At 59.1% G+C, this 20,590-nt stretch carries 19 protein-coding genes; 11 read left to right on the plus strand and 8 right to left on the minus strand.

Features of this window, described 5'->3' with window-relative positions:
- Positions 1-191 precede the first annotated feature (191 nt).
- Positions 192-1,475: a 23S rRNA pseudouridine(2605) synthase RluB gene (gene rluB / locus AABM55_RS08360; protein ID WP_054596262.1), complete on the plus strand. Its 1,284-nt coding sequence runs from the start codon at positions 192-194 to the stop codon at positions 1,473-1,475.
- A 178-nt stretch (positions 1,476-1,653) separates the two neighbouring features.
- On the opposite strand, the gene AABM55_RS08365 is transcribed toward rluB, so the two are convergent.
- Together AABM55_RS08365 and AABM55_RS08370 are read right to left on the minus strand one after the other, a co-directional pair.
- Positions 1,654-2,616, minus strand: coding sequence for a leucyl aminopeptidase (locus AABM55_RS08365; protein WP_347929309.1), 963 nt, complete (start codon positions 2,614-2,616; stop codon positions 1,654-1,656).
- 67 nt (positions 2,617-2,683) lie between these two features.
- Positions 2,684-2,821 (minus strand): hypothetical protein, encoded by a 138-nt coding sequence (locus tag AABM55_RS08370; RefSeq protein ID WP_054596264.1) that lies wholly within the window; start codon positions 2,819-2,821, stop codon positions 2,684-2,686.
- 949 nt (positions 2,822-3,770) lie between these two features.
- Here AABM55_RS08370 and AABM55_RS08375 point away from each other — a divergent pair.
- Together AABM55_RS08375 and arfB are read left to right on the plus strand one after the other, a co-directional pair.
- Entirely contained in the window at positions 3,771-5,192 is a 1,422-nt protein-coding gene (locus AABM55_RS08375; protein ID WP_347929310.1) for an amino acid permease, read from the plus strand.
- Positions 5,193-5,336: 144 nt separating this feature from the next.
- Entirely contained in the window at positions 5,337-5,750 is a 414-nt protein-coding gene (gene arfB / locus AABM55_RS08380; protein WP_019692415.1) for an alternative ribosome rescue aminoacyl-tRNA hydrolase ArfB, read from the plus strand.
- Here arfB and AABM55_RS08385 read toward each other — a convergent pair.
- From AABM55_RS08385 to AABM55_RS08395, 3 genes are all read right to left on the minus strand, one after another.
- Positions 5,747-6,946, minus strand: a complete 1,200-nt coding sequence (locus AABM55_RS08385; RefSeq protein ID WP_054596266.1) for an MFS transporter — start codon at positions 6,944-6,946, stop codon at positions 5,747-5,749. The genes arfB and AABM55_RS08385 overlap by 4 nt on opposite strands.
- A 115-nt stretch (positions 6,947-7,061) precedes the next feature.
- On the minus strand, positions 7,062-7,244 hold the full coding sequence (locus AABM55_RS08390) for a hypothetical protein (protein WP_019692413.1): 183 nt from the start codon (positions 7,242-7,244) through the stop codon (positions 7,062-7,064).
- Positions 7,245-7,319: 75 nt separating this feature from the next.
- On the minus strand, positions 7,320-7,451 hold the full coding sequence (locus AABM55_RS08395) for a hypothetical protein (RefSeq protein ID WP_256583854.1): 132 nt from the start codon (positions 7,449-7,451) through the stop codon (positions 7,320-7,322).
- A gap of 326 nt (positions 7,452-7,777) precedes the next feature.
- On the opposite strand from AABM55_RS08395, the gene AABM55_RS08400 reads away from it, so the two are divergent.
- On the plus strand, positions 7,778-9,028 hold the full coding sequence (locus AABM55_RS08400) for an IS256 family transposase (RefSeq protein ID WP_347927428.1): 1,251 nt from the start codon (positions 7,778-7,780) through the stop codon (positions 9,026-9,028).
- A 102-nt stretch (positions 9,029-9,130) separates the two neighbouring features.
- Here the strand turns inward: AABM55_RS08400 and AABM55_RS08405 are convergent, their stop codons facing one another.
- The 3 genes from AABM55_RS08405 to phhA all read right to left on the minus strand — a co-directional run bounded on the left by AABM55_RS08405 (position 9,131) and on the right by phhA (position 11,552).
- Positions 9,131-10,327 carry an amino acid aminotransferase gene (locus tag AABM55_RS08405; protein WP_347930006.1) on the minus strand — a complete coding sequence of 399 codons (1,197 nt, stop codon included), beginning with the start codon at positions 10,325-10,327 and terminating at the stop codon, positions 9,131-9,133.
- Positions 10,324-10,680 carry a 4a-hydroxytetrahydrobiopterin dehydratase gene (locus AABM55_RS08410; protein ID WP_019692410.1) on the minus strand — a complete coding sequence of 119 codons (357 nt, stop codon included), beginning with the start codon at positions 10,678-10,680 and terminating at the stop codon, positions 10,324-10,326. The genes AABM55_RS08405 and AABM55_RS08410 overlap by 4 nt, the downstream gene beginning before the upstream one ends.
- An 80-nt stretch (positions 10,681-10,760) precedes the next feature.
- Positions 10,761-11,552, minus strand: a complete 792-nt coding sequence (gene phhA / locus AABM55_RS08415; protein ID WP_103315584.1) for a phenylalanine 4-monooxygenase — start codon at positions 11,550-11,552, stop codon at positions 10,761-10,763.
- Positions 11,553-11,833: 281 nt separating this feature from the next.
- Here phhA and AABM55_RS08420 point away from each other — a divergent pair, with 281 nt between their 5' ends.
- The 7 genes from AABM55_RS08420 (at position 11,834) to flgK (ending at position 20,586) form a co-directional block, all read left to right on the plus strand.
- Positions 11,834-13,396: a sigma-54-dependent transcriptional regulator gene (locus AABM55_RS08420; RefSeq protein ID WP_103315682.1), complete on the plus strand. Its 1,563-nt coding sequence runs from the start codon at positions 11,834-11,836 to the stop codon at positions 13,394-13,396.
- 368 nt (positions 13,397-13,764) lie between these two features.
- Positions 13,765-14,505: a flagellar basal body rod protein FlgF gene (locus AABM55_RS08425; protein ID WP_103315585.1), complete on the plus strand. Its 741-nt coding sequence runs from the start codon at positions 13,765-13,767 to the stop codon at positions 14,503-14,505.
- Between the two features lie 45 nt (positions 14,506-14,550).
- Entirely contained in the window at positions 14,551-15,336 is a 786-nt protein-coding gene (flgG, locus tag AABM55_RS08430; protein ID WP_054596270.1) for a flagellar basal-body rod protein FlgG, read from the plus strand.
- Between the two features lie 51 nt (positions 15,337-15,387).
- Entirely contained in the window at positions 15,388-16,068 is a 681-nt protein-coding gene (gene flgH, locus AABM55_RS08435; protein ID WP_054596271.1) for a flagellar basal body L-ring protein FlgH, read from the plus strand.
- 15 nt (positions 16,069-16,083) lie between these two features.
- Positions 16,084-17,193 (plus strand): flagellar basal body P-ring protein FlgI, encoded by a 1,110-nt coding sequence (locus AABM55_RS08440; protein WP_054596272.1) that lies wholly within the window; start codon positions 16,084-16,086, stop codon positions 17,191-17,193.
- Positions 17,194-17,203: 10 nt separating this feature from the next.
- On the plus strand, positions 17,204-18,499 hold the full coding sequence (flgJ, locus tag AABM55_RS08445; RefSeq protein WP_054598270.1) for a flagellar assembly peptidoglycan hydrolase FlgJ: 1,296 nt from the start codon (positions 17,204-17,206) through the stop codon (positions 18,497-18,499).
- A gap of 23 nt (positions 18,500-18,522) precedes the next feature.
- Positions 18,523-20,586, plus strand: coding sequence for a flagellar hook-associated protein FlgK (gene flgK, locus AABM55_RS08450; protein ID WP_347929311.1), 2,064 nt, complete (start codon positions 18,523-18,525; stop codon positions 20,584-20,586).
- Positions 20,587-20,590: the final 4 nt, after the last annotated feature.

Genomic DNA, 20,590 nt, shown 5'->3' on the forward strand with positions numbered 1-20,590 from the left:
GGGCGCCCAAAGATCCTTGCGCACCACCGGTCGGCGGAAAAACAATTAACTGACCGTTTATCCGCTAGTCTCTGATGCGCGAGCGGCGTCATGCGCGTATGATTCGCGACCCTTCGGCGATCCTTTCGCCCAAAGACCAGATTTCAAATCTTCAGGCCATGCCTGAACAGACCACACCGGGAGGTGCCCAGATGAGTATCAACGACCAGAAAGACGACCAGGAAATCGGCCCAGCAGGCGAAAAACTGCAGAAAGTCCTCGCCCGTATCGGTGTCGGCTCGCGCCGCGACGTAGAAGCCTGGATCAGTCATGGCCGGATCAAGGTCAACGGCAAAGATGCCACCCTTGGCCTGCGAGTCGACCTGCACGACGCCATCACCATCGATGGCAAGGTGATCAAGCGTGAAGAAGCGGCCGAATCGGTCCGCCGCGTGATCATGTACAACAAACCCGACGGCGAAATCTGCACCCGTGACGACCCGGAAGGCCGTCCGACCGTGTTCGACAAAATGCCGAAACCCAAAGAAGGCCGCTGGATCAACATCGGTCGTCTGGACATCAACACCACCGGTTTGCTGATGTTCACCACCGACGGTGAACTGGCCAACCGCCTGATGCACCCATCCTACGAAATGGACCGTGAGTACGCGGTACGTGTTCGTGGTGAAGTCGACGACGAAATGATCGAGCGTCTGAAGGCTGGCGTCGTTCTCGAAGACGGCCCGGCGAAGTTCACCGACATCAAGCAGGCTCCAGGTGGCGAAGGTTTCAACCACTGGTACCACTGCGTGGTGATGGAAGGTCGTAACCGTGAAGTTCGACGTCTGTGGGAATCCCAGGGGCTGGTGGTCAGCCGTCTGAAGCGCGTGCGTTTCGGTCCGGTGTTCCTCAACTCTGACCTGCCGATGGGCCGCTGGCGCGAAATGAGCCAGTACGAAGTCGACGTACTGAGTGCTGAAGTCGGTTTGACCCCGGTGGCTATGCCGCAAATGAACGCCAAGAGCAAAGACAAGCTTGAGCGTATGCAGCGCAAGTCGTCGCGCCCGGTCGGCAAGAGCGAGCGCGTGCGGACCCTGCGTCCAGCGACTGGTGCTCCAGCGGCTGCTGGTCCGCGTCCAGCGCGCGAGCCGCAGATTGAAGGCGAGCGTCCGGCTCGCAAGCCGGCACCACGTCAGGACGGCGAGCGCGGTCCACGCACTCCGCGTCCGGCCAACGGTCGCACTGAACGTGGCGAAGGCCGCGGTGCTCCGTCCGGTGGTCGCAGCGATCGCGGTGCGCCGGCAGGTCGTGGTGAGTCGGGTCGCGGTACGCCAGTGGCAGACCGTCCGTCCGACACCAAGCGCCCGGCCAAGCCTGCGCCGAAAAAGCGTCCGGGCATCGTCCTGGTCGACCGTGATGCGCCATCGGGCAAGCGTCGCGGCGCACCGGCCGGTTCCGGTCAGCGTCCTGGCTTTGGTCGTCGCAAGCCGGAATAATCGGTAAGCGCTCCATAAAAAACGCCAACCCTCGGGTTGGCGTTTTTTTTTTGCCTCTTTGGAGCATCGCGGGCAAGCCTTGCTCCTACAGATTTACCTCCATTTTCAAGATCACCGCAAAACCTGTAGGAGCATGGCTTGCCCGCGATGACGTCAGCCGCGTCACCACTGAACTCGCTTAGAACACAAACCGCCCATCAAACACCGGCTTGTCATCCAGCGCCAACACGCCGCTGGCGAAGATCAGGTCCAGGTGATGGCTGCCCTTGGCGCCACCGCCCAACCCCAGGTGGAGGCCGCAATGGCGCTCTTCGAAGCCGGCGTTGCGCGCATACAGGTCCTTGACGCCCTCGTTGGTGCCGATCCCCAACTCCTCGATGCGTCGGTTGGAAGGATTGGCATCCAGGTATTTGTTGAAGTCATGTTCCAGCCCCGGCACTTGCGTGGCGATTCGGCTGATGGTCGAGTTCTCGATCCACAATTCCAGCGGCGATTCGAGCACACCATATTTGCGGGCGAAAGGAATGGTGCCGAGGAAGGTACCGACGAACTTTACCTGGCCATTGATGGCTTCGCTGTGGGTGGCGATCTCGCCGGGCGCCAGATCGAAGTTGCCGACGCCGTTGATATTGGTCCACTTCTTGATGCTGCTCAGCGGTGTTTCAAAGTAAGAGCCATGTCGATCACTGAAGCTCAGGGTGGTGGCCTGGGACATGCGCTGGATCAGATGGCTGTTGAGCCCGGCGATACGTTGCGGCGTGACACTGAAGGTGTCGTAGAAGTAATCGCCGTAATCCTTGAACAGCAGCGACTTCTTCCAGTGGTCGGCCATGACGCTTTGCAGGGCGCGAACAAACTCGGGGCCGTCCGGGCGCGGGTTGGGCAGGGTCGACGAGTCATAGAAGAAAATGTACAGATCGCAGTCGGCAATCGCCTGCGCCAGGGTTTGGGTTGGTTCGAGGTCCAGGCGCATGGCGCTGAAGTGAAATGGCTCGTTGGTCGCTTGCTCGATGATCGCGCCGGTCAACGCCTCGTAAGGTTGCGTATGCCCAAGCAAGACCTTGGCCGGACGTACGCCAACGAGGGCAGGGTGGTGTTCGAGGTAGTAAAGGAAATGCGAAATGGCGCGGAGTCTTTCCATGAATCCTCCCTGACAGTCAGCGAATAGTGGCAGGTACGACCGGCCGGCACGTACCTGCCTGGATATCTTACAAAGGCCACATCGCCGTGCCGAACGGAACGACCGCGTCGGCTTGCATCATTTCAACAGCAGCGTCATGGGTCGGCGCTTCAAACCACTCGTCCAGTTGCAGTTCGGTTTCCAGGTCTTTATTCATTGCTTGCATAGTGAATCTCCCTGATAGCTTTAAGGTTGAATGACGGTGCTGTTTTCAGTGCATGAATAAATCATTGCGACTGAAAAAACTGCCGCTTACTTGCGGGACTTCACGGTCTGGCAAGTGGTTGGAAACCTAGTCCAGTACTTTTTAAAATACAATTTAAAATTTAAATTCAATTGCGGTGAAATTTTTATTCCGTTTTTTGTTGTCTGTTTTTTCAATTAAAAACAAAACGCTAACTCGGTCTCATCGGCAGGAATGGGGCTGCTGTCAATTTGCAGTCGGCCTCCAGAAAGATCTGTTGTGGAAAAAATACGTTACGCCTCGTAAAGGAAGCTTTACGAAAAGCCGCGTTCTGCGCCATGGATTCGGGTTGCAGTGAGGGCTGTAAGGAAAAGCTTCCGGTTGGCGCTCGGTCATACGGTTTGCAGGGCTCTGGTCCGCTTGTTTCAAGACGGTTTCAGCGGTGAGATGCGCCCATGCCTGTCGTGCAGGTGCATAACAAGAAGGAGGCGCAATGAACGCCGTGAGTCATCTCCATCTCTCTTCGAGGGACGATTTTTCCATCGTCCCCGTCAACGACCCGCAAAGGTCTGAGCCTTTTTTTGCAGCCGTCCGGGCTCCCCGAGGCGGACACAGGCAATCCCGGCAAACGACACGCTGATTCAGCGGTGTCTGGCAGCAGGGGGTTACAGGTGTACAATGCGCCGCGTTTTAACTGTGACCTCCCTGCGTAACTGCGCAAACTCAAGGCTATCCGCTTTGTTAACTCCGCCGCGCCACAAGCGTGTCGGGTTCGATTTCGTCACAGATAAAAACAAACAGGTGACGCATGACCGGTAAAAAAACGCTGAACTCCTGGTGCCTGCGCTGGGGTTTGATCCGCGCTGCTTGATCCTGATCCGAGCGGCAACGTCTTAACGAACATTATCAAACCTTGCGTGAGACCCTTTTCATGAGTGGACAAAACTCGCATTCAGGTACGCTTCAACGCGGCCTGAAAAATCGCCATATTCAACTGATCGCCCTCGGTGGCGCGATCGGTACCGGATTGTTCCTGGGCTCTGCCGGTGTGCTGAAATCGGCCGGCCCGTCGATGATTCTCGGTTACGCAATCTGTGGCTTCATCGCTTTCATGATCATGCGCCAACTGGGCGAAATGATCGTTGAAGAGCCGGTGGCCGGCTCGTTCAGCCACTTTGCGCACAAGTACTGGGGCGGTTTCGCCGGCTTCCTGTCGGGCTGGAACTGCTGGATCCTGTACATCCTGGTGGGCATGTCGGAACTGACTGCGGTCGGCAAATACGTGCACTACTGGTGGCCGGATGTCCCGACCTGGGCCTCGGCTGCAGTGTTCTTCGTGATGATCAATGCGATCAACCTGGCTAACGTCAAAGTCTTTGGCGAAGCTGAGTTCTGGTTTGCGATCATCAAGGTCGTGGCGATCGTCGGCATGATTGCCCTGGGCAGCTATCTGCTGGTCAGCGGCCATGGCGGCCCGCAAGCCTCGGTGAGCAACCTGTGGGAACACGGTGGGTTCTTCCCGAATGGCGTCAGTGGTCTGGTGATGGCCATGGCGATCATCATGTTCTCCTTCGGCGGCCTGGAAATGCTCGGTTTCACCGCAGCAGAAGCCGACAAGCCGAAAACCGTGATCCCGAAAGCCATCAATCAGGTGATCTACCGGATCCTGATTTTCTACATCGGCGCCCTGGTGGTTCTGCTGTCGCTGACTCCGTGGGACAGCTTGCTGGTGAGCCTGAATGCGTCCGGCGATGCCTATAGTGGCAGCCCGTTCGTTCAGGTGTTCTCGATGCTGGGCAGCAAGACCGCGGCGCACATCCTTAACTTCGTGGTGCTGACTGCTGCGCTGTCGGTGTACAACAGCGGCACCTACTGCAACAGCCGCATGTTGCTGGGCATGGCTGAACAGGGCGACGCCCCGAAAGGCCTGGCGAAGATCGACAAGCGCGGCGTGCCGGTGCGTTCGATCCTGGCCTCGGCCGCGGTAACGTTCGTTGCGGTGGTGATGAACTACCTGATCCCGCAGCACGCGCTGGAACTGCTGATGTCGCTGGTGGTTGCAACGCTGGTGATCAACTGGGCGATGATCAGTTTCTCGCACTTCAAGTTCCGCCAGCACATGAACCGCACCAAACAAACGCCGTTGTTCAAGGCGCTGTGGTACCCGTACGGCAACTACATCTGCCTGGCGTTCGTGGCCTTTATCCTGTGCATCATGCTGATGATCCCGGGTATCCAGATCTCGGTCTACGCGATTCCGGTGTGGGTCCTGTTCATGTGGGTCTGCTACAACATCAAGAACAAACGCAGCGCTCAGCACGCGTTGAATGCTGCGGCTTCTGCAGTGAAGTAACGCAGAAAGCAGAAACGACAAACCCGGCCATGTGCCGGGTTTGTTGTTTTCAGGGTTCATACAAAACTCTGTGGGGACGAGCCTGTAATCTCCTTCAGGCTATTCGGGTATCCTGATGCACTCCTAACGCGGATACGCTTTTCCATGCTGGTGATTTCCAACAACGTGCATCTGCCGGATGCCGAGATCGAATTGACCGCCATTCGTGCGCAAGGTGCGGGTGGGCAGAACGTCAACAAGGTCTCCAGCGCGGTGCACCTGCGCTTCGATATTCCGGCGTCATCCTTGCCGGAGTTCTACAAGGAGCGCTTGCTGGCGCTGCGTGACAGTCGGATTACCAGCGACGGCGTGATCATCATCAAGGCCCAGCAGTACCGCACGCAGGAGGCCAACCGCGCCGATGCGCTGGCGCGACTGACCGAGTTGATCCTCAGCGCCACCAAGGTTGAAAAGAAGCGTCGTCCGACCAAGCCGACCCTGGGTTCGAAGAAGCGTCGGCTGGAGTCAAAAACCAAGCGCGGCTCGATCAAGGCCGGGCGCGGCAAAGTCGACTTCTAGGGCACTTCGCGCTCTTCACGATACTTTGGTGATTGCCGGTACAGGTAGAAGCTGAGCATCAAACCGCTCAGCGCGGCGAGGGCGGCGAACAGGAAGATCGAGGCAAAGCCGAATCCGGCCGCGATGGCGCCCGCCAACGGCCCGGTGATCCCCAATGACAAGTCGATGAACAGCGAGTAAGCGCCGACTGCCGCGCCACGGCTGGAGGCGGGCACCAGATTCACCGCTTCCACGCCCAGCGCCGGGAACACCAGCGAGAAGCCGAACCCGCTCAACGCCGCGCCTGCCAGTGCCCAGTGTGCGTCCGGGGCCAGCCACAACAGCAACAGGCCAAGGGTTTCGACCGACAGGCAGGCAATGGCCACGCGAAAACCGCCGAGGCGATTGATCAGGTTACCGAACAACAGGCGCGCGCCAATGAAGCAGGCGCCGAACAGGCTCAGGCAGAGCACGGCGTTGTCCCAGTGTCGGGTGGCGTAATACAGGGTGATGAAGGTGGCGATGGTGCCGAAGCCGATCGAGCCCAGCGCCAGTCCACAGCCGTGGGGCAGCACCCGCCCCAGCACATGCATGAACGGCAGGCGTTCGCCGGCAACGATCGGCGCCGCGGTTTTTGGCCAGGCCAGCAGCAGCCCCAACGCTGCCAACAACAGAATGCTCACGCCCATGCTCCACAGCCCCAAGTGATGCACCAGCAGCACGCCGAGCGGTGCGCCGACCGCCAGCGCACCGTAACTGGCGATGCCGTTCCAGGAGATAACCTTGGCGGTATTCGCTGCGCCGACCCGACCGATGCCCCAACCAATCGATCCCGAACCGACCAGGCTTTCGGCACTGCCCAGTACCAGTCGGCCGATCAGCAGGCTGATCAGGCTCAAGGTCGGCAGGTTTTGCGTCCAGGCCGACAGCAGCATAAACACGCCGCTCAAGCCGCAGCCCGCCAGGCCGATCATTACCGCGCGTTTGCTTCCCTGGTTGTCGATGATCCGTCCTGCGTACGGGCGGCTGAGCAGGGTGGCGAGGTATTGCACACTGATCACCAGGCCCGCGATCACCGCGCCAAAGCCCAGGTCGCTGTGCACGTAACCCGGCAACACGGCTAAGGGGATGCCGATATTCAGATAGCCGATGAAGGTAAACAGGACGATGGAAACGACTTGCAGCGTGACCGCCATGGGGCGCTGAGGATCTGGCATGGGAATGGGTCCACGGGACAGCAGGATAGATAGGCTGCTTATGATACCGGTGGTTGGATGCGCAGAGGGGGAGAAATTGGTGCCGGGTGTCGATCGTTGTGTTGCCTGGCCGGAATCAGGATTTGGCAGGTGCGACCAGTTGCGTGGTTACCAGTGCGGCGAGGGCGTTTTCCTGGCTGCCGAAGCGGGTCAGGAGCAGGGCTTGCTTCTCGGGTGTCAGGCGGTTCCAGACATCGATCATCTTTTCGGCAGTGCCGATCAGTACGCTGGCCTGGCTTTCGGTGAAGGTGTCGCTCATGTGCGGGTCCTTGGTTCAGGCTGTGTGGAAAGCGCATGAGTTAGCGCTTTCCACACGGTCTGGGTAGTGCTTTTTTCAGTCTTCGCTGTCGGCCTTGCGGCTGCCAGTGGCTTCTTTCGGCTCGGGCTTATGGGCACCGGCTTGTTGCGGGGTTGTCTGCGCAGTTTCGTGCAGGCTTGGGAAGGGGAGATTAGGAATCTCGTGCATGTTGGTTGCTCCTCGCAAGGTCTGTTTTTAAATCGCTGTGTAGATCCGCGCTTTTAAAAAGCCTGGGCAGGATACAGCAGGGGAGATGACAGAAAGACTTTTATCTCCCTTTGTTGCGACGGATGGCCGCATGCGGTACCCGTGCTTTGAAGCATTTGTGGCGAGGGAGCTTGCTCCCGCTGGGCTGCGGAGCAGCCCCAAAAGTAAGGTAATGAGTTTGTTCAGTTAAAGCTCGAATGCAGGCTTTTCGACCACTGCGTGCTCGAGCGGGAGCGGGGGTGTCAGAAATTTTGTGTTCGGGCATAACATGAGCAAGAGGTGCATGTATGCCAACCAAAAAGAAACCTGCGTTGCGAGAGCTGCCGAAAATCCCGAAAGAGCTGCTCGAGCAATTCACCGATGGACCGATGACCGCTGAAGCCATCGAGGACGCGTCTGCGGCGTTCAAGAAGGCTTTGATCGAGCGAGCCCTGAGTGCTGAGCTCGGGCATCACTTGGGCTATCCGCCGGGCGCGCAGCGTCCAGAGGATGAAACCAATCAGCGCAACGGCAAAAGCGGCAAGACGGTTCTAACCGGCGACGGCCCGCTCCGACTGGATATTCCTCGCGACCGGGACGGCAGTTTTTCCCCTATCCTGATTCCCAAACACGAGCGCCGCTACACCGGGTTCGATGACAAGATCATCGCCATGTATGCCCGTGGAATGACTGTCAGAGAGATCCGTGCGTTTCTTTCAGAGCAGTACGGTACTGACGTTTCTCCCGACTTCATCAGCTCGGTAACCGACGAGGTCATGGCAGAGATCGGTGCATGGCAACAGCGGCCTTTGGAGCCGATGTACCCGGTGATTTTTTTCGATGCTCTACGGGTCAAAATCCGCGAAGAGGGGCTGGTTCGCAACAAGGCGATCTACTTGGCCCTAGGTGTTTTGCCTGACGGAACACGCGATATTCTCGGCATTTGGATAGAAAATACCGAGGGCGCCAAATTCTGGATGAAGGTGTTCAACGACCTCAAGACACGCGGCGTCGAAGACGTGTTGATTGCTGTGACCGATGGCCTTAAAGGCATGCCAGAAGCGCTCAACGCCGTATTTCCAGACACGACACTGCAAACATGCGTTGTCCATCTGATCCGCAACAGTCTTGATTACGCAGCCTGGGATAAACGCCGCGAACTGGCCAAGGCGCTCAAACCGATCTATCAGGCAGTCACCGCCGAAGCGGCTGAGCAGGCGCTGGATGCGTTTGAAAACGGGCCATGGGGCAAGCAGTATCCGACGGTAGTGGCGGCTTGGCGCCGCGCTTGGGATCGTGTGATTCCATTTTTCGTGTTCCCGCCGGCGATCCGAAAAGTGATCTACACGACTAACGCCATTGAGAGCATCAACGCTCAGCTGCGCAAGATCATCAAGACCCGCGGCCACTTCCCGACCGACGATGCGGCAACGAAACTGATCTGGCTTGGGCTACGCAATATCACCGCAAACTGGGGCTCAGCGGCACATGACTGGAAAAGCGCGATGAATCAATTTGCGATTCTGTACGGAGATCGATTTATCAGGCCGACCTGGTAAAAGCACGGCCTGCCTGACGGCAGGCCGTTACCGGCCCGCACACAAAATATCTGACAGTCCCGCGGGAGCAAGCTCCCTCGCCACAAGGAGCCTGCCAGGGATTTACTTGCAGACGTCAGCGAAAGCTTGCGCCAGCAAATCCAGACGTGTCGCATCAATCCCGGCGACGTTGGCACGACCGGAGCTGACCATGTACACGCTGTGATTCTCCCGCAGGTTTTTCACCTGCGCCGGCGTCAAACCGGTGTAGGAAAACATCCCGCGTTGCACGCCGATATGCGCGAAGCGTTCACCCAAACCGTGTGGCTCCAGCGCTTCCACCAGGCCCGAGCGCAACTGCGCGATGCGCAAACGCATGGCTTCCACTTCATCGGCCCACAGCTGTTTCAGCTCCGGGTCGCCGAGGATGGTTGCCACCACGGCGGCGCCGTGATCCGGTGGTGTCGACCACAGGTTGCGGGCGATGTTGGCCAATTGGCTGCGGATATCCACCAGCTTTTCGGCATCCTTCGCGCAGACGATCAGTGCACCGGTGCGGTCGCGGTACAGACCGAAGTTTTTCGAGCAGGAACTGGTGATCAGTAGCTCGGGCAGCTCGGCGGCAAACAACCGCACCGCCCAGGCGTCCTGCTCCAGACCATCGCCAAAACCCTGATAAGCGAAGTCGATCAGTGGCAGCAGTTCGCGGCTGCGAACCACCTCCAGCACTCGGCGCCAGTCATCGTGGGACAGGTCGAAACCGGTCGGGTTGTGGCAGCAGGCGTGCAGCAGCACCACATCGCCCTTGGGAATCAGGTTCAGGGTCGCCAGCATCGCTTCGACATCGAGGCGATTGTCGCTGCCCACGTACGGATAGTGGCTGACCTTGAGGCCGGCAGTGGCGTAGATGGTTTCGTGAATCGGCCAGGTCGGGTTGCTCAGCCAGATGCCACGCCCCGGCAGGCAGTGCGCAATGAAGTCGGCGCTCAGGCGCAAGGCGCCGGTGCCGCCCGGGGTTTGGGTCGCGCCGGCTCGCTGCTCGGCGATCAGCGTGGAATCGGCGCCGAGCACCAGCTCATTGATCACTTTGCCGAAAGCCGGGTCACCGTGACCGCCGATGTAGGTCTTGGTGGTCTGACGATCCACCAGGCGCAGTTCGGCGAGTTTCACCGACTGCGGAATCGGGGTCAGGCCCTGGGCGTCCTTGTAGACGCCCACGCCAAGGTCGAACTTGCACGGATTGCTGTCCTGCGCATAGGCCTCCATCAGGCCGAGAATCGGGTCGCCGGGTACTCGGCCGATGGCGTCGAAATGCATTATTTGCGGCCCTCGGCGTCTTTGGCCACTTCGTCAGTGCGCGCGGCCATGATGAAGTCGTTGCGGTGCAAGCCTTTGATCGAGTGGCTCCACCAGGTCACGGTGACTTTGCCCCACTCGGTGAGCAGGCCTGGGTGGTGGCCTTCGGCCTCGGAGATTTCACCCACGGCGTTGGTAAAGGCCAGGGCGAATTTGAAATTCTTGAACAGGAAGACTTTTTCCAGCTGCATCACGCCATCGCGAACTTCGATGTTCCAGTCAGGGATCTGCTTGATCAGTACCGGCAGTTCTTCGTCACTGACTTGTGGGGCATCGGCACGGCAGGCTTCGCAATGGGCTTGGTTCAGAGCGTTCATGGTTTATTCCTGAATTCGGTTCTTGTTAGACGTTGTTACTTTTTACGGGCATTTGCAAGGTTGCCGCGACTGCGGCGCTCTCAGGCCGCCTTGGGTTTAGGCGGAAACTTGGGTGCGTGCAGACCCAGCTGCATGCCTTGCTGGACCATGCCCATGATGTCCTCGTGGGCCAGATCGAACAGGCGCTTGAGGTTCGGCAGGACAAAGTACAGCGGTTGCAGGATGTCGATGCGATACGGCGTGCGCATCGCTTCCAGCGGATCAAAGGCTTGATGCTCCGGTTCGCCGGACAGGCTGTACACGGTTTCTTTCGGCGAGGAGAGGATGCCGCCGCCGTAGATGCGTTTGCCTTGCGGGGTGTCGACCAGGCCAAACTCGATGGTCATCCAGTACAGGCGCGCCAGATAAACGCGTTCTTCCTTGGAAGCCTGTAGGCCGAGTTTGCCGTAGGTGTGGGTGAATTCGGCGAACCAAGGGTTGGTCAGCAGCGGGCAGTGCCCAAAGATCTCGTGGAAAATGTCCGGCTCTTGCAGGTAATCCAGTTCTTCGCGAGTACGAATAAAGGTCGCGACCGGAAACTGCTTGCTGGCCAGTAATTCAAAGAAGGTCTGGAATGGAATCAGCGCCGGTACCCGGGCAACTTGCCAGCCAGTGGTCTCGCCGAGGACTTTGTTGATTTCGTCGAGTTGCGGAATGCGGTCATGGGGCAGGCCGAGTTTTTCGATGCCGTCCATGTATTCCTGGCACGCACGACCCTCGAGCACTTTCAGCTGGCGAGTGATCAGCGTGTTCCACACTGCATGTTCTTCAGCGGTGTAGTGAATAAAACCTTGCGCATCGGGCTCGCGGGCCACGTATTGCGTCTGCTTCATGCTGCTCTCCTGCAAAGGGATACGTTCTTGTTATGTCTGTTGCCTATGGACCTAGAGATAACCCGAAGTGTGCGACCTTGCAGCAGGTTTGGAGCGTTGCGCGTAGGAGAATTCCCTGATTTTCGTAAAGTATTCGTTACGGATGGGCGGCTGTGGCGTAGGTATTGAGATTTTCTGGTTTTAAAAGGCCCTGGGCTGTCACATAATCTTGACAACAAACTTTGCGCCTCGGCAGAAAAATCCTCGCCATGCGCCTCATTTACCACCGTTCGGGCCTTTATATGCGTATCAAAGTCCACTGCCAGAACCGCATCGGTATCCTGCGCGACATTCTCAACCTGCTGGTGGAGTACGGGATCAACGTCGCCCGGGGTGAGGTCGGCGGCGAGCATGGCAACGCGATCTATCTGCATTGCCCGAACCTGATCAACCTTCAGTTCCAGGCACTGCGTCCGAAGTTCGAGGCCATCACCGGTGTGTTTGGCGTCAAGCGCGTAGGGCTGATGCCCAGCGAGCGTCGGCACATGGAGCTGAACGCCTTGCTCGGCGCGCTGGAGTTTCCGGTGCTGTCGATCGACATGGGCGGCTCGATCGTCGCGGCCAACCGTGCCGCCGCGCAATTGCTCGGGGTGCGGGTGGACGAGGTGCCGGGGATTCCCTTGTCGCGGTATGCCGAGGACTTCGATCTGCCGGAGCTGGTTCGCGCCAATAAATCGCGGATCAATGGCTTGCGGGTCAAGGTCAAAGGCGACGTGTTCCTCGCCGATATCGCGCCGTTGCAATCGGAGCATGACGACAGCGAGGCCATGGCTGGTGCGGTGCTGACGTTGCACCGGGCGGACCGGGTCGGCGAACGCATCTATAACGTGCGCAAGCAGGAGTTGCGCGGTTTCGACAGCATTTTCCAGAGCTCCAAAGTCATGGCCGCGGTGGTGCGTGAAGCGCGGCGCATGGCGCCACTGGATGCGCCACTGCTGATCGAGGGCGAGACTGGCACCGGTAAAGAACTGTTGGCGCGCGCCTGCCATCTGGCCAGCCCGCGTGGACAGTCGCCGTTGATGGCGCTCAACTGTGCCGGGTTACCAGAATCGATGGCCGAGACCGAGCTGTTCGGTTATGGCCCAGGGGCGTTCGAAGGGGCGCGCGCCGAAGGCAAGCTCGGGCTGCTGGAACTGACGGCGGGCGGTACGCTGTTTCTCGATGGTGTCGGGGAAATGAGTCCGCGCTTGCAGGTGAAATTGCTGCGGTTCTTGCAGGACGGTTGCTTCCGCCGGGTCGGCAGCGATGAAGAGGTTTACCTGGATGTGCGGGTGATCTGCGCCACCCAGGTCGATTTGTCTGAACTGTGTGCCAGCGGTGAATTCCGTCAGGATCTTTACCATCGATTGAATGTGCTTTCGCTGCACATCCCGCCGCTGCGTGAATGCCTCGACGGTCTGACGCCGCTGGTCGAGCACTTTCTCGATCAGGCCAGTCGGCAGATTGGTTGTCCACTACCGAAGCTGGCACCGGCGGCGATGGAGCGGCTCAGTCATTACCACTGGCCGGGCAATGTCCGGCAGTTGGAGAACGTGCTGTTTCAGGCGGTTTCGCTGTGTGACGGCGGCACGGTCAAGGCGGAGCATATTCGCCTGCCGGATTACGGCGTGCGCCAGCCTCTGGGGGATTTCTCGCTGGAAGGCGGGCTGGACGAGATTGTCGGGCGTTTCGAAAAGGCGGTGCTGGAGCGGTTGTATTCCGAGTACCCGAGCAGTCGCCTGTTGGGCAAGCGCCTCGGGGTTTCTCATACCACCATCGCCAACAAACTGCGTGAATACGAAGTCGGTAAAGAACCGGGCGCATAGCCTGTGATGGACGAGCTCTTTGTGGCGAGGGAGCTTGCTCCCGCTCGGGCGCGAAGCGGCCGCAACTTCCGTCGGCGGGTAATGCCTGCTGGAACTTCATTGTTGTTTTTGGGGCTGCTTTGCAGCCCAGCGGGAGCAAGCTCCCTCGCCACGGTGAATGTGTCGCGTGTAAAAGGCCGACACTTGCCGTAAGCGGCATAACCGCGCCGGTTTTTCGTCTTTGATGCCATTGCCCATTCTCCTCCAATTCCTCTCAAGTCCTTTGTTTATAGGGCTTCGAACCCCTGCGTGAAAGTTGGTCTGCAAATTGCTTGAGGCTCAACAGTACAGCGGTGGGCGGCAAACGTCCGACATGCAGAGGAAAGACTGTGGACAAGTACCTTTATGTGGCAATGACCGGCGCCAGCCAGAACGCACTGGCGCAAAAGGCTCATGCCAACAACCTGGCGAACATCTCCACCAACGGTTTTCAGAAAGACCTGGAGCAGGCGCGGTCGATGCCGGTGTTTGGCGACAGCTTTCCGGCGCGAGCGTTTGCCCTGTCCGAACGTCCGGCCACCGACTTCTCTCCAGGCGCGATGATTGAAACCGGTCGCGACCTTGATGTAGCGGTTCAGGGCAGCGGCTGGATTGCCGTACAGAATCCGAGCGGTGGTGAAAGCTATGTGCGCACCGGCAGCCTGAATGTCGACGCCTTGGGCGTGTTGCGCGCCGGCAACGGCATGCCGGTCATGGGCAACGGTGGCCCGATTGCCGTGCCGCCCGAGCAGAAAATCGAAGTCGGCCAGGACGGCACCATCAGCATTCGGTCAATGGGTGAAGGTCCGCGCGTCATCGCAGAAATCGACCGCATCAAGCTGGTCAACCCGGACATCAAGAACATGACCAAGGGGCTGGACGGTTCGATCAACACCGCAGACGGCAAGCCGGCACCGGTCGATGCCAATGTGCAACTGGTGTCGGGCTTCCTTGAGTCGAGCAACGTCAATGCCGTTGAAGAGATGACTTCGGTGTTGGCCTTGTCCAAGCAATTCGAGCTGCACATCAAGATGATGAACACCGCCAAAGACGACGACCAGGCCATGGCTCGGGTCTTGCAGATCAGCTAATTATCAGAACGTCGCGCCGTAAAACAGGCGCACGAGGAGAATTGAATGCTTCCGGCTCTATGGGTTGCCAAAACAGGTCTGTCCGCCCAGGACACCAACCTGACGACTATTTCCAACAACCTGGCAAACGTATCGACCACGGGTTTCAAGCGTGACCGTGCCGAGTTCCAGGACTTGTTGTACCAGATCAAGCGTCAGCCAGGCGCCCAGTCGACCCAGGACAGCGCACTGCCGTCGGGTCTGCAATTGGGTACCGGTGTGCGCATTGTCGGCACTCAGAAAAACTTCACCGCCGGTAGCCTGCAAACCACCGACCAACCGCTGGACATGGCGGTCGACGGTCGCGGTTTCTTCCAGATCCTGCAGCCGGATGGCACCACCGCCTACACCCGTGACGGTACGTTCCACCTGGACTCCAATGGCCAGATCGTCAACGCCAGCGGCTTTGCCCTGGAACCGGCCATCGTCATTCCGAACAATGCACAGACCTTCACCGTCGGTCGTGACGGCACCGTGTCGATCACCGTTCCAGGCGCTGCTGCCGCGCAAGTGATCGGCAACCTGCAAACCGCCGACTTCATCAACCCGGCCGGTCTGCAGGCGATGGGCAACAACCTGTTCCAGGAAACCGCCGCCAGTGGCGCGCCGCAAATCGGTACGCCGGGCCTGAACGGTTTTGGTACCACGCTGCAGAACACCCTGGAAACCTCCAACGTCAGCACCGTTGAAGAGATGGTCAACATGATCACCACTCAACGCGCTTACGAGATGAACTCCAAGGTGATTTCTACCGCCGACCAGATGCTCTCGTTCGTAACGCAGAATCTGTAATCAAGTCTATGAGGCGGCATGAAGCCGCCTGCAACACCGTGAGGTAGGGTCATGAATCGCTTTGTATCTGTTCTCGCATTGAGTGGGATCGCCGTGCTCGCGGGCTGCGTCGGTCCGACGCCGAAGCCCAATGACCCGTACTACGCGCCCGTGTTGCCTCGTACACCGCTGCCTGCAGCGGCGAACAACGGCTCGATCTATCAGGCCGGTTTCGAGCAGAACCTGTACAGCGACCGCAAGGCGTTCCGGGTCGGTGACATCATCACCATCACCCTGAACGAGAAGACCCAGGCCAGTAAAAACGCCAACTCCCAGGTGGACAAGACCAGCAAGGCCGGAATCGGTCTGACCTCGTTGTTTGGTGGCACCCCGGCCGCCAACAGTCCGCTGAGTCTGGGTGCCAATTACAACGGTGACCGCGCCACCAAGGGCGACAGCAAGGCAGGGCAGGGCAACAGTCTGGTCGGTTCGATCACCGTCACCGTTGCCGACGTGCTGCCCAACGGCATCATTGCCGTGCGTGGCGAGAAGTGGATGACCCTCAACACCGGTGATGAGCTGGTGCGCATTGCCGGTCTGGTCCGGGCAGACGATATCGCTACCGATAACACGGTGCCGTCGACGCGTATCGCTGATGCACGGATCACCTATTCGGGCACCGGTTCGTTTGCCGACGCGAGTCAGCCAGGCTGGTTCGACCGTTTCTTCCTAAGCCCGCTGTTCCCTTTCTAGGTGATGAAACGACTCATGTTTAATTTCAAGCACCTGATGGCGGCCGTGTTGTTGCTGTCCACCTCCCTCGGCGTTCAGGCCGAGCGGTTGAAGGACATCGCCAGTATTTCGGGCGTGCGTTCCAACCAATTGATCGGCTACGGCCTGGTCGTCGGGCTTAACGGCACGGGTGACCAGACCACGCAAACCCCGTTCACCCTGCAGACCTTCAACAACATGCTCTCGCAGTTCGGCATCAAGGTGCCGGCCGGCTCTGGCAACGTGCAGTTGAAGAACGTCGCGGCAGTGTCGGTCAGTGCCGATTTGCCGGCGTTTGCCAAGCCGGGTCAGCAGGTCGACATCACCGTATCCTCGATCGGCAACTCCAAGAGCCTGCGTGGCGGCACCTTGCTGCTGACGCCGCTCAAGGGTATCGACGGTAACGTCTATGCGATCGCCCAGGGCAACCTGGTGGTCGGTGGTTTTGATGCTGAAGGTCGCGACGGTTCGAAGATTACCGTCAACGTTCCGTCGGCCGGTCGCATCCCGGGTGGTGCTTCGGTCGAGCGTTCGGTGCCGAGCGGTTTCAATCAGGGCAACAGCCTGACCCTGAACCTCAATCGCTCCGACTTCACCACCGCCAAGCGCGTGGTCGACAAGATCAACAACATGCTCGGCCCTGGTGTTGCACAGGCGATTGATGGCGGTTCGATTCGCGTCACCGCGCCGCTCGATCCGAGCCAGCGCGTCGACTACTTGTCGATCCTGGAAAACCTCGAAGTCGATCCGGGTCAGGCGGTGGCCAAGGTCATCATCAACTCGCGGACCGGCACTATCGTGATCGGCCAGAACGTCAAGGTTTCACCCGCCGCCGTGACTCATGGCAGCCTGACCGTAACCATCACCGAAGACCCGATTGTCAGTCAGCCAGGACCTTTGTCCAACGGTCAGACCGCCGTCGTGCCGCGTTCCCGGGTCAATGCTCAACAGGAAGCCAAGCCGATGTTCAAGTTTGGCCCTGGTACCACGCTGGACGAGATTGTCCGTGCGGTGAATCAGGTCGGCGCGGCGCCGGGTGACTTGATGGCGATCCTTGAAGCATTGAAGCAGGCTGGCGCCCTGCAAGCCGACCTGATCGTGATCTGATATGGCGAACATGGATCTTCACAAGAGCGGGTTGGTCAGCAGCGGCGATTCGGGGTCGTACTCGGACCTGAACCGGCTTAACCAGCTCAAGGTCGGTGACAAGAACAGCGATGCGAACATGCGCAAGGTGGCGCAGGAGTTCGAGTCGCTGTTCCTCGGCGAGATGCTCAAGTCCATGCGCTCGGCCACCGAGACCCTGGGCAAGGACAATCCGCTCAACACGCCTGCGGCCAAGCAGTACCAGGAAATGTACGACCAGCAGTTGGCGGTTTCCATGTCTCGTCAGGGTCATGGTATCGGTCTGGCCGACGTGCTGATGCGCCAGATGTCGAAGAACAAACCGCTGGCGCCGGGCGAGGCGGCGGCAATGTCTGCGGCCAAGCAGGAAGCAGCGAAAGCGGCAGTATCAACGCCGGTGGCTGCCGGTACGGTGGGCACCGACGGGCCGTTGTCTCGGCTCAATGGCCAGCGGCCGTTGTGGGCGTCGCGTGCGGTCAATCCGCCGCAGCAATCGCTCGATGGGCACCGCAATGACGTGGCGATGCTCAATCAGCGTCGTCTGGCGCTGCCGCCGAAACTCGCGGATCGCTTGCTCGCCGGCCTGGTGCCGTCGGCATCGACGACCGCTGCGACCAGCGCAACGGCGCTCAACAACATCCAGGCGCCTCAAGGCATGAAGACCGGCTCCGGTCCGCTGTTCAATGGCGATTGGCTGGCCTCGCAAACGGATTCGGGATCGAGCGGGCGGATGCAGATTTATGGTCGTGCCATGGCTCAAATTCCGCTGGCGCCGGCGAAGAAAGCCTTCAGCTCTGCCGACGAATTCGTCAATACGATGATGCCGATGGCCAAGGAAGCCGCCGACCGCATTGGCGTCGATCCGCGTTATCTGGTGGCCCAGGCAGCCCTGGAAACCGGTTGGGGTAAATCGGTCATGCGTGCCCAGGATGGCAGCAGCAGTCATAACCTGTTCGGCATCAAGGCCGGCAGCAGTTGGACGGGCGATTCGGCGCGGGCGATCACCAGCGAATTCAGGAATGGCGAGATGGTCAAGGAGACGGCCGAGTTCCGTTCCTATGCCTCTTACAAGGACAGCTTCCATGACCTTGTGACATTGCTGCAAACCAATAATCGCTATCAAGATGTTGTGAAGTCGGCCGATAACCCAGAACAGTTTGTACGCGAGTTGCAAAAGGCCGGGTATGCAACCGACCCGGGCTACGCCCGCAAGATTTCGCAGATAGCCAAGCAGATGAAGAGTTACCAGAACTACGCTGCGGCGGGCTCTTCCACGACGCCTTTATAGGCATAAGGTATAAGGTCTGAATCATGAGTTTGCTCAATATCGGGATGTCGGGGTTGAATGCGGCCTCATCGTCTTTGGCGGTGACCGGCAACAACATTGCCAACGTTGATACGGCCGGCTATTCGCGTCAGCAAACCGTGCAGAGCAGCAAGGCCTCGATTCAGTACGGCAATAACGTATTCATCGGCACGGGCACGACCCTGGCTGACGTGCGTCGTGTGTATAGCGCCTACCTCGACACCCAGTTGCAGACCAGCACTTCGCTTAACGGCCAGGCATCGTCCTATCTGGGGCAGGTTACGCCGGTCGACACGATGCTGTCCGACAGCAACACCGGCCTCAGTGGCTCACTGCAGAAGTTCTTCACGTCCCTGCAAGCGGTCGCGACCAAGCCTACCGATGATGCGTCCCGCCAATCGGTGATGACCAATGCCAAGGCCCTGAGCGATCGCTTCAACTCGATTTCCAAGCAGTTGACCGACCAGAACACCGGCATCAACTCCAACCTCGCGGACATGGCATCCCAGGTCAATAAACTGGCGACCACGATCGCCCAGTACAACCAGCAGATTTCTCAAACAGCGGGTAGCAACACCAGCAACAGCAGTGGCCCGAGCGACCTGCTCGACAAGCGTAACGAGGCGGTCCGCCAGCTTTCCGACCTGGTCGGTGCCCAGGTTGTCGAGCGCGGCACCAACTACGACGTCTACATCGGCAGCGGTCAGCCGTTGGTGATGGGCGGCACCACTAATACCCTGGAAACCGTACCGGGCAAGACTGATCCGACTCAGTCGACACTCCAGTTGAATCGTGGCTCGAGCGTCATCGATATTACGTCGGTGGTGACGACCGGTCAGGTGGGTGGCTTGCTGAGTTATCGCAGCGAAGTGCTCAACCCGGCAATTAACGAGCTGGGGCGAGTGGCACTGGTTGTCGCCGATCAGATGAACCAGCAGCAGGCTCAGGGCATCGACCAGAACGGCGACTTTGGTTCGGCGATCTTCAACAACATAAACAGTGCCACGCTGATCTCGCAGCGCAGCATTGCCCAGGCGGGTAACAGCGCCGGTTCCGGCAACCTCAATGTCACTATCAACGACACGGGCAAGCTGACCACCAGCGATTATAAGGTGACCTTCACCAGCGCCACGAACTACAGCGTTACGCGCTCCGACGGCACCAACATGGGCGCCTTCAGCACCACCACCACACCGGCTCCGGTGATCGACGGCTTCAGCATGACGCTCAATGGCGGCGGTGCCATGAGCGCCGGCGACACTTTCAAGGTGACGCCGACCCGCAGCGGTGCCAGTGATATCCAGACGGTGATCACCGATCCGAAGAAGCTCGCCGCGGCTGCGCCTCTGAGTGGTGTCGCCAGTGCCAACAACAAAGGCACCTATACCCAGCCGACGTTGACCAGCACCCTGGATATCTACAATCCAGCGGCCAATGCCGACCTGCAAACCGGGCTCAAGTATTCGACGCCGGTCAAAGTGGTGTTCGATCCTGCCGGTGCCGGGACCCAGGGTTACAAGCTTTTCGACGCCAAGGGCGGGCTCATGGGCTCGGGCACCATCGTTCCCGGTCAAAGCAATACCCTGAACCTGCAAGTGAACATGGTCGATAGCACGGGTGCTGCGATCATGGACAACTCGGTCGTGCCGCCAGTGCAGAAGACCTTCTCGGTTCAAACAACGGTCAATGGTTCGCCCGCTGACGGTGAGAGCTTCAGTATTTCGTTGGTCGGTGCCAACTCTTCGGACAACCGCAACGGCACCGCCCTGGTCGGTTTACAGACCAAGCAAACGGTGGATACCGGCTCGGTGAGCAAGGGGCTCAGCCTCTCGGACGCCTACGGCAAACTGGTGTCCAACGTTGGCGCCCAGGCGGCTCAGGCCAAGTCTGACGGCGATGCCGCCACGGTGATTCTGACCGGTGCCAAGAATGCCCGCGATGCCCTGTCGGGTGTCAACCTCGATGAAGAGTCCGGCAACCTGGTGAAATACCAGCAGTACTACACAGCCTCATCGCAGATCATCAAGGCTGCACAGGAAACTTTCAGCACGCTGATCAACAGTATTTAAGGAG

The organism is Pseudomonas helvetica, assembly GCF_039908645.1.
Taxonomy (GTDB): Bacteria; Pseudomonadota; Gammaproteobacteria; order Pseudomonadales; family Pseudomonadaceae; genus Aquipseudomonas; species Aquipseudomonas helvetica.